This is a genomic window from Pseudomonas sp., assembly GCF_026224925.1.
Taxonomy (GTDB): domain Bacteria; phylum Pseudomonadota; class Gammaproteobacteria; order Pseudomonadales; family Pseudomonadaceae; genus Aquipseudomonas.
The window spans coordinates 1-8,181 of record NZ_JAMFRV010000276.1 but is presented as its reverse complement, the minus strand read 5'-3'; the positions used below and the strand labels follow the sequence as shown (position 1 = coordinate 8,181).

Here is an 8,181-nt window from a genome sequence, read left to right as displayed (position 1 = left end):
CATTCCAGAGTAAGGAGTGCGCGGTAGCGACGAACGAGTAGGGTGTGGTGATGACTTCCCCGCTGATCCGTAACGCTTGTAACGCCGTGACCAGCGCCAGCGTCCCGTTAGCAAAAAGCGAAAGGTATTTGACCCCTAAATAGTCGGCCAGCTCTTGCTCTAATTGCTCATGAAAGGGCCCGCCGTTGGTGAGCCGCTTAGTCCGCCAGATTTCCTGCAGATAAGGGATGAAATCTTCCAGCGGAGGTAGTAGCGGACTTGCAACGGGGATCAGGCTTTTCATCAGTTGCCTTACTCATGCTAATTCGAGGGCGGTCGCGCAGCGGAGCAACGTGGCGTTGCGCAGCCTGCGTCTTTATCGACTGCCATAAAAATGGCAACTAGCCGAAGACCAATTGAGAAGTAGCAAAAAGTCGGCCAGTCTCCAATTTTTGAATTTAAAAAGGGGCGCTCAGGGGGGGCGGTGGTCAGCTTATTTTCGCAGTGCTTGAAATGTCGAACGGGTGGTGCGTATTTTATACAGGTTGCCGTTGAACGGCTGATGTACTTATCAGGGATTTGAATCATGACGGTTGATGACCACAGCCTACTCGCGCAGCGGTTGGCAGGCATTGATGAGATTGAATGCGTAACGCCGGACCTGAATGGCGTGCCCCGGGGCAAAGTAATGACCGCCGAGGGCTTCTTGGAAGGGCGGCGCCTGCAATTGGCGCGTGGGGTGTTGCTGCAATGCATTATGGGTGGCTATCCACCGGCGCGGTTCTACGGCAGCGACGACGGCGATCTGGCGTTAGTCGCAGACCCGACGCAGATTCATCGGCTGCCCTGGAGTGCTCAGCCTCGGGCGCTGGTGATTTGCGATGCGGATGATTTGGCCGGAGGTGGTTCGAATCTTTCTACCCGAGTTCAGCTAAAGGCGGTTATCGCTCGGTATGCCGCTCGCGGTTTGGTGCCCGTGGTGGCGACTGAACTGGAGTTCTTTGTGTTCGCGCCAAATGCCGATCCGGCTCAACCGTTCCAGCCTCCTGTCGGCCTGGATGGTCGTCGTGAAGACGGTCACTCGGCGTTTAGCATCAGCTCCAACAACGGCTTGCGTCCGTTCTTCACCGAGGTCTATGCGTGCATGGCCGCGCTGGGTTTGCCGCGCGACACGTTCATGCACGAGATGGGTGTCAGTCAGTTCGAAATCAATCTGCTGCACGGCGATCCTTTATTGCTGGCCGATCAGACGTTTCTGTTCAAGCACCTGCTCAAGGAAGTTGCGCTTAAACACGGCCTAATTGTGGTCTGCATGGCCAAACCGTTGGCACACACCCCGGGTAGCTCAATGCATATTCACCAGAGTGTGCTAGACCTGCACTCGGGCGACAACGTGTTCAGTGACGAGCAGGGCAATGAGACGGCGATGTTCAAGCATTTCATTGGCGGTCAGCAAGCGGCCATGGCGGACTTCACCGCGCTGTTTGCGCCGAACGTGAACTCTTATCAGCGCTTGTGTCATCCGTATGCGTCACCAAACAATGCGTGCTGGTCTTATGACAATCGTGCTGCAGGCTTGCGTATTCCTGCCAGTGCGCCGGTGGCCAGAAGGGTGGAAAATCGACTGCCCGGTGCGGACGCCAATCCCTACCTGGCAATTGCCGCGAGTCTTGCAGCAGGTCTTTATGGTATTGAGCATGAACTGCAGCCAACCGAGGCGATCCAAGGCGAGATTGAAGTGCCGGATAACGTGTCATTGCCATGTACCTTACATGCTGCTTTGGAGCGTCTGAAGCGCAGTCAGTTGGCGAAGGAGCTGTTTGGTGCTGAATTCATTGACGGCTACATCGCGTCGAAGAGCATGGAACTGACCAGTTTTTTTGACGAAATTACCCCTTGGGAACGGCGCGTATTGGCCGCTCAAGCTTAAACCTGTTGTTTTTGGAGTTGCCCGGCCGGGTCACTCCTTACCTTCTATATGGAACGTCTGGCATCAATGCGTCAAATCTGGAAGTCTTTTCGAGCGCTTTATTTCGCTTCGCTGATGATGCTTATCGGCTCTGGTTTGTTAAGTACCTACCTTGCCTTGCGCCTTGGCGCGGAGCACGTTGACGGGTTGTGGGTGGGCGGACTGATGGCCGCCAACTACTTCGGACTGGTGCTGGGCGGAAAAATTGGCCACCGGCTGATTGGTCGTGTTGGCCATATTCGCGCCTACGCGACGTGCGCGGGTATCGTCAGCGCCGCGGTATTAGGGCACGGACTGGTCGACTGGCTGCCAGCCTGGCTGTTTTTGCGGATGATCGTGGGCCTGGGGATGATGTGCCAATACATGGTGATCGAAAGCTGGCTCAACGAGCAGGCCCAAGCCAAGCAGCGAGGGGCGGTGTTCAGCGCTTACATGATTGCTTCGTACCTCGGCTTGGTGCTGGGGCAGTTGATTCTGGTTATTCACCCTGCGTTGGGGCCAGAGTTGCTTATGCTGGTCGCGTTGTGTTTCGCACTGTGCCTGGTGCCTGTAGCGATGACCCGCAGCATCCACCCGGCACCTATGCACCCGGCACCACTGGAGCCACGGTTCTTCCTGAAGCGTGTGCCGCAGTCGCTGAGTACGGTATTGGCGGCAGGGCTGATCATCGGGTCGTTTTACGGCTTGGCGCCGTTGTACGCTTCCCAGCAGGGCCTGCCCACGGAAAAGGTTGGTTTGTTCATGGGTAGCTGCATTCTGGCCGGGTTACTGGTGCAATGGCCGTTGGGATTGTTATCCGACCGCTACGACCGGGCGGTGCTGATTCGTGCGTTTGCTGCAGCACTGGCAGTGATCGCTTTCCCGTTGGCGATCATGCCGCACGTGCCGCTGGAAGTGCTGTTCGTGGTCGGCTTCTTTGCGTCGCTTATGCAGTTTTGTCTGTATCCCTTGGCCGTGGCGTTTTCCAACGACCACGTCGAAGGCGAACGTCGCGTGTCACTGACGGCGATGCTGCTGATGACCTACGGTATCGGCGCCAGCATCGGTCCGCTGGCGGCGGGTGTGTTGATGAAGATGTTCGGCAGCAATATGCTTTATGCCTTCGTCTGCGCGGCAGCACTTCTCTTGGCGTTGAGGATTCGACCGAAAGCGGTAACTAATCTGCACCAGGTAGAAGACGCACCGCTGCACCACGTGGCGATGCCAGACAGCATGTCCAGCTCGCCGCTGGTGGTTGCACTGGACCCGCGTGTAGATGAGCAAGTGGTCCAGGAGCAAATGCAAGCCCCGGTTGAAGAGCAGCCACAGCCGGAAGAAAGTACCGAGAAAGAGACTGTTTAATCTTCGGGCGCCAAAAATGAAGGCCCTGCGGTCCTGCTGTTTTACGAGCAAACATCAAAAGCAGGTGTGCGTCAGGGCGACTGGTCTGTATAGATACATGCTTCTGGCCGACAGGCCGTGGGAGTGAATTTATTCGCGATCGGCTGCGCAGCAGTCGTAGGTCGGTTAACGCAAATCTGGCAAATTTAGCTGCATGGACCAATTTGGGACCGCTTCGCGATCCATCGCGGGCAAGCGCGCTCCTACAGGGGTTTTGATCTGTCTTTGAGATTTGATGTGAATTGAATATCAAATTACGGAAAGAGGCCCCGCATGGTGGGGTAAGCGTTTTGGGTTACCATTTTTGCGGTTCGGCGCCCCGACGTTTGAAAAAGGTTCCTCGCTGTAAAAGCGAAACCATAGTTCCAGCAACCACAGATGCCGGACATACACACCCAAACCAGCGCCAACCAATTAGTTAAAGGAATGAAAGTTTTTTGATCTGAGGCAGTGCACGACGCACCGCCTAATCACACATCAATCAAAAATCGTCGTCTTTATCAAACCGGCGTGCTTCACGCTGCAGTTGATACACAAAGCGCTCGACCTGACGTTGCACCAGCCCGCTCATGTTGTGGAAACGAATGCCAGCGAAGGTAATGTTGATTCGCTCTTCGTAATGCAAATACCGTAACTCTACTGGTGCCGTCATTTTGCCAAAGGGCAGGGCGGCCATGAACCGGTCATACACCTGGCCCAACTGCAGCCGCTCAGAAATATCGCCTTCAAAGCGCAATTTGCATCCGGTAGCGGAGATATCCAACAGCTTGCCGCCGATCGGTGCAGGAAGTTTATCGCCAGCAACTTCAACATTCACCAATGAAGCGAGCTTGAGTGCGGCCCGAAATGCATTGCGGCGTTGGTGATAAACCACTTCTGTCGGCAGCTTGCCTCGATAGCACCGGTGATGGCCATCGTCAATCGTGAGGGCGTCGACACTTTCCCAAGCGATACGCACGCCGTCGTGGAAACCTTCAACGCGATACGCTTCACCATTGGTCAGGAAACGTTCACCGTCACGCGGGACCATTTCATCCAGCGCGATACTGTTGCTGTCACGGTCAACTTCAATCAAAAAACTCTGAAAGCGTTGGGTGCGCTCATGGAAGGTAATGATCAGCGGATCGTGGCTGTCGAGCAGCAACCGCAGATTGGCGGCAATTTCCAAAGGCGTCGTAAGCACTTTTGGTGGTTGCGGAGCATCTTCCGCGTTTAAGGCATTGAACACTGATCATTCATCCCAGGCAAAAATACTATAGCTCGCAATCGCCAGCATTTTGCCAGCATGTTTGACGCCTTGATACAGGAATTTAAGCTTGGCTGAGTGGACGCGGCTTAGTGAACCGGGAAGTCGATCCACGGTTGTCATAGAGCGTGGGCGCTTCGCCGCCGGTCAGGATTTTCATCTGGTTAGCAGTGGTCGCCTGTTGCAGTTTGATCGACAGACCATTGTGTTCGTTGGCGGCGCGGCATTCGGACATGAGGGCAGACAACGCATCACCCTGGGTGAGTAGCGCTTCGCCTACTGAAGAGTTGCGTGCGAGCTCGGCCAGGCCTTCACGATCCGGTTTAAGGTTGAGACTGACGAGGATCTGGCTGCGTTTGCGGCCACGCTGTTCAAGCATGATCACCAACGATTGCTTTTGCGCGAGAATTTCTTCGAGCAAAAACAGGTCGCGGCCATGCAAAGCTATGGATTCTGCATGCAGCAGCTCCAGCAGGTGCTGTGCTGGCGCCAAATCGTCGGTGATCAGTTGCAACAGGTTAGTGTCGTGCATGGCTGGCTCTGGGTTTTAGGCGTCCAAAAGCCCGGGCGCAAGCCTATGGCTAGCGCTGGGCTTCGAAATTAAGCAGTTTGCTGGCGACGCGGCCGCTGTCGACTTTGTAGCTGCCGTCGGCAACGGCCTGCTTCAACTCGGCCACGCGGGCACTGTTGACGACAGGTTGACTGCGTACTGTATCGCTGATTGTTTGTAGGCGCTGAGCCTCATCGCTGAGATGCACAGCTTCTCCGGTAGGTACGCTAACGGCGGCGGTCTTGGACGACACGCTGGAGGCATCAGCTGTTGTAGTGCTGGTCTCCTTCGTGGCGCTGGGACGAGAACTGCTCGTAGCGGGAGTCGTGCTATTTAGCCGACTAAAGTCGATGACCATGATTAAAACCTCTAGGTGTTTGGACGCTTGCCATGTTTTCGGCCAAACACACAATAACTTTAGCGCTTAATTGACATGCGGAAAAAGCCGCCGCAGGCACGAGCCAGTCTAGGAAACTCTGCACCATTGCGCCAGCGATCACAAGGCGACTTCAACTTGCCCCGGGGCGGTTATCCGAGCTTTGATCACCCGTTGCGAATTCAAGTTCCGCACCCGTATCTGCTCACTCATACCGCCGTTGGAGAGTGCTTCGCCCGGCATGCGTACTTGCAATGTGCCGCTTTTGGCGGTAATCACCACTTGATCGCCTTTGTGTACCACTTCCGCCTGTTCCAGTTGCAGCGGCGTAAGCACCTGATCATTGATCATTGGCCGGGTGACTTTCTGCCCAACAGCATCCTCGATCGACGTCATAAAGCCTTGGGGCATTTGACTGATGTCGCGCTCTGCCATGTAAACGTCGTCTTCACTAACGACAGTGGCGCGTTTCAGGGGGCGCCTTACGATCACTACTTGACGAAATAAGTGTACCTGGGCGGGCACGTACACCGTCCACGGTAGCGACCCTTCGCAACGGACTTTTACCGTAACGCGGCCGACGGGTTGCGCTGGACTCTCAAGGCTTGCTGTCAATTCCTTGTCGCATTGAGTCAACGTTAAGCGTGGGTCGAGGGTATTCACCTGGATCTGATAGCGACCCTCCAAGTGCGCCGTTGCTTGATAGTCCTCAACAGAGAATTCAAGAAACCCCTGGGTCACGCCGATAAGCTGGTCAGGCACGCTTAAAAGCACGGCCTGAGCAGGTTGGCAGAGACTGAAAACCCACAGCGCGACTGCCGCGCAGTGTAAGCTGCCGGGGAATGATGCCATGCGTCGGAAAAATGTCGTTTTTGCGTTCATAACAGTTAAAAAGCAAGCCCCGTGCCGCTTCCTCGTGTGAGTGTGCTTCGGTTCGAAGCTTTTGGTCTAGGAGTCACGGCATGGCTGGTGTAATGGATTCGGTAAACCAGCGCACCCAACTGGTAGGGCAGAACCGCCTTGAGCTTTTGTTGTTCCGTTTGAACGGCAAGCAGCTCTACGGGATTAACGTGTTCAAGGTCAAAGAGGTGCTTCAATGCCCTAAATTGACAATAATGCCCAAGTCCAATCCGGTGGTGCGCGGCGTTGCAAGTATTCGTGGGGCGACCATTCCGATCATTGATCTGGCGATGGCGACCGGTGCGGACGCTTTGAACGACGTCAGTAATACCTTCGTGATCATTACCGAGTACAACACCAAGATTCAGGGTTTTCTGGTGCATTCGGTTGAGCGCATCGTCAATATGAACTGGGAGGAGATCCATCCACCTCCCAAGGGAACCGGACGCGATCACTACTTGACGGCAGTGACTCGGGTCGACAATCAGTTGGTCGAAATCATCGACGTGGAGAAAATCCTCGCCGAAGTGGCGCCTACCTCCGAGCATATTTCGGTTGGCGTCGTGGATGTCGAGACCCAGGCGAAAGCGGTAACGCTGCGGGTCTTGACGGTGGATGACTCTTCGGTTGCGCGCAAGCAAGTGTCACGCTGTCTGCAAACGGTGGGGGTCGAGGTGGTTGCCCTCAATGATGGCCGGCAAGCGTTGGATTACTTGCGCAAAATGGTCGAGGAGGGCAAGAAGCCCGAAGAAGAGTTTCTGATGATGATTTCAGACATTGAAATGCCTGAAATGGATGGGTATACCCTGACCGCAGAAATTCGCAGCGATCCGCGCATGCAAAAATTACACATCATCCTGCATACTTCCTTGTCCGGTGTATTCAACCAGGCAATGGTCAAGAAAGTCGGTGCAGATGATTTTCTCGCGAAGTTCCGACCTGATGACCTGGCGTCCCGGGTAGTCGACCGGATCAATGCAGTGAAATAATCGCCGGAGGGCTTTTGCCCTCGGGTGATACAAACGAGTTTAGAGGCGGTTTATTTGTCTACGGGTAATTTGGATTTTGAACAGTTCCGGGTCTTCCTGGAAAAAGCCTGTGGCATCTTGCTGGGTGAAAATAAGCAATACCTGGTTTCCAGCCGCCTCAATAAGTTGATGGAGCAGCAGGGTATTAAATCCCTGGGTGAGTTGATTCAACGTATCCAGTCCCAGCCGCGCAGTGGTTTGCGTGAGCAGGTGGTGGATGCGATGACCACCAACGAAACCCTGTGGTTTCGCGACACCTATCCGTTCGAAGTGCTGAAAAACAAAGTGTTGCCGGAAATGATCAAGGCCAGCCCTGGTCAGCGGTTGAAAATCTGGTCCGCTGCTTGTTCATCAGGTCAGGAACCCTATTCGCTGTCGATGTCCATTGACGAGTTCGAGCGGACCAACATAGGTCAGCTTAAAGGCGGCGTGCAAATCGTCGCCACGGATTTATCGGGGACAATGCTGACTAACTGCAAGTCGGGCGAGTACGACAGCCTGGCGATTGGGCGGGGGCTTTCTCCTGAACGTTTGCAGCGCTTTTTCGACGTCAAGACGCCGGGCCGTTGGGCGATCAAGGCGCCGATCAAAAACCGTGTCGAGTTTCGCTCGTTCAACCTGCTCGACAGCTACGTCAGCCTCGGTAAGTTCGACGTGGTCTTCTGCCGTAACGTGTTGATCTATTTCTCGGCAGAAGTGAAAAAAGACATCCTGCTGCGTATTCACAGCACCTTGAAGCCGGGTGGCTATCTG

8 protein-coding genes and 1 pseudogene are annotated in these 8,181 nt (G+C 54.8%); 4 read left to right on the top strand and 5 right to left on the bottom strand.

The genetic code is table 11. The features are described from left to right. A partial coding sequence (locus tag M0974_RS12070) for a DegT/DnrJ/EryC1/StrS family aminotransferase (protein ID WP_297836510.1) occupies window positions 1-283 on the bottom strand: 283 nt, incomplete at its 3' end. A gap of 384 nt (window positions 284-667) precedes the next feature. On the opposite strand from M0974_RS12070, the gene M0974_RS12065 reads away from it, so the two are divergent. Beyond that, on the top strand, window positions 668-1,909 hold the full coding sequence (locus M0974_RS12065) for a glutamine synthetase family protein (protein WP_297836512.1): 1,242 nt from the start codon (window positions 668-670) through the stop codon (window positions 1,907-1,909). Window positions 1,910-1,975: 66 nt separating this feature from the next. Next, window positions 1,976-3,262, top strand: a pseudogene (locus M0974_RS12060) (MFS transporter); the annotation flags it as partial. 547 nt (window positions 3,263-3,809) lie between these two features. On the opposite strand, the gene M0974_RS12055 reads toward M0974_RS12060, so the two are convergent. The 4 genes from M0974_RS12055 to flgA form a co-directional block, all read right to left on the bottom strand. Next, window positions 3,810-4,556: a flagellar brake protein gene (locus M0974_RS12055; protein ID WP_297836508.1), complete on the bottom strand. Its 747-nt coding sequence runs from the start codon at window positions 4,554-4,556 to the stop codon at window positions 3,810-3,812. 82 nt (window positions 4,557-4,638) lie between these two features. After that, on the bottom strand, window positions 4,639-5,106 hold the full coding sequence (locus M0974_RS12050; protein ID WP_297836506.1) for a flagella synthesis protein FlgN: 468 nt from the start codon (window positions 5,104-5,106) through the stop codon (window positions 4,639-4,641). 49 nt (window positions 5,107-5,155) lie between these two features. Then, window positions 5,156-5,482 (bottom strand): flagellar biosynthesis anti-sigma factor FlgM, encoded by a 327-nt coding sequence (gene flgM, locus M0974_RS12045; protein WP_297836504.1) that lies wholly within the window; start codon window positions 5,480-5,482, stop codon window positions 5,156-5,158. 138 nt (window positions 5,483-5,620) lie between these two features. Then, on the bottom strand, window positions 5,621-6,382 hold the full coding sequence (flgA, locus tag M0974_RS12040) for a flagellar basal body P-ring formation chaperone FlgA (RefSeq protein ID WP_297836502.1): 762 nt from the start codon (window positions 6,380-6,382) through the stop codon (window positions 5,621-5,623). An 80-nt stretch (window positions 6,383-6,462) separates the two neighbouring features. Between flgA and M0974_RS12035 the strand changes: the two genes are divergently transcribed. Further along, window positions 6,463-7,389, top strand: a complete 927-nt coding sequence (locus M0974_RS12035; protein WP_297836500.1) for a chemotaxis protein CheV — start codon at window positions 6,463-6,465, stop codon at window positions 7,387-7,389. A gap of 54 nt (window positions 7,390-7,443) precedes the next feature. Next, window positions 7,444-8,181, top strand: a 738-nt coding sequence (cheR, locus tag M0974_RS12030) for a protein-glutamate O-methyltransferase CheR (RefSeq protein WP_297836498.1), incomplete at its 3' end; no start/stop codon positions are given.

Excerpts from the sequence above, each read along its gene's own strand:
- M0974_RS12050 (WP_297836506.1), bottom strand. The coding sequence starts at position 5,106 with ATGCACGACACTAACCTGTTGCAACTGATCACCGACGATTTGGCGCCA.
- M0974_RS12035 (WP_297836500.1), top strand. The coding sequence starts at position 6,463 with ATGGCTGGTGTAATGGATTCGGTAAACCAGCGCACCCAACTGGTAGGG.
- flgA (WP_297836502.1), bottom strand. The coding sequence starts at position 6,382 with ATGAACGCAAAAACGACATTTTTCCGACGCATGGCATCATTCCCCGGC.
- flgM (WP_297836504.1), bottom strand. The coding sequence starts at position 5,482 with ATGGTCATCGACTTTAGTCGGCTAAATAGCACGACTCCCGCTACGAGC.
- M0974_RS12065 (WP_297836512.1), top strand. The coding sequence starts at position 668 with ATGACCGCCGAGGGCTTCTTGGAAGGGCGGCGCCTGCAATTGGCGCGT.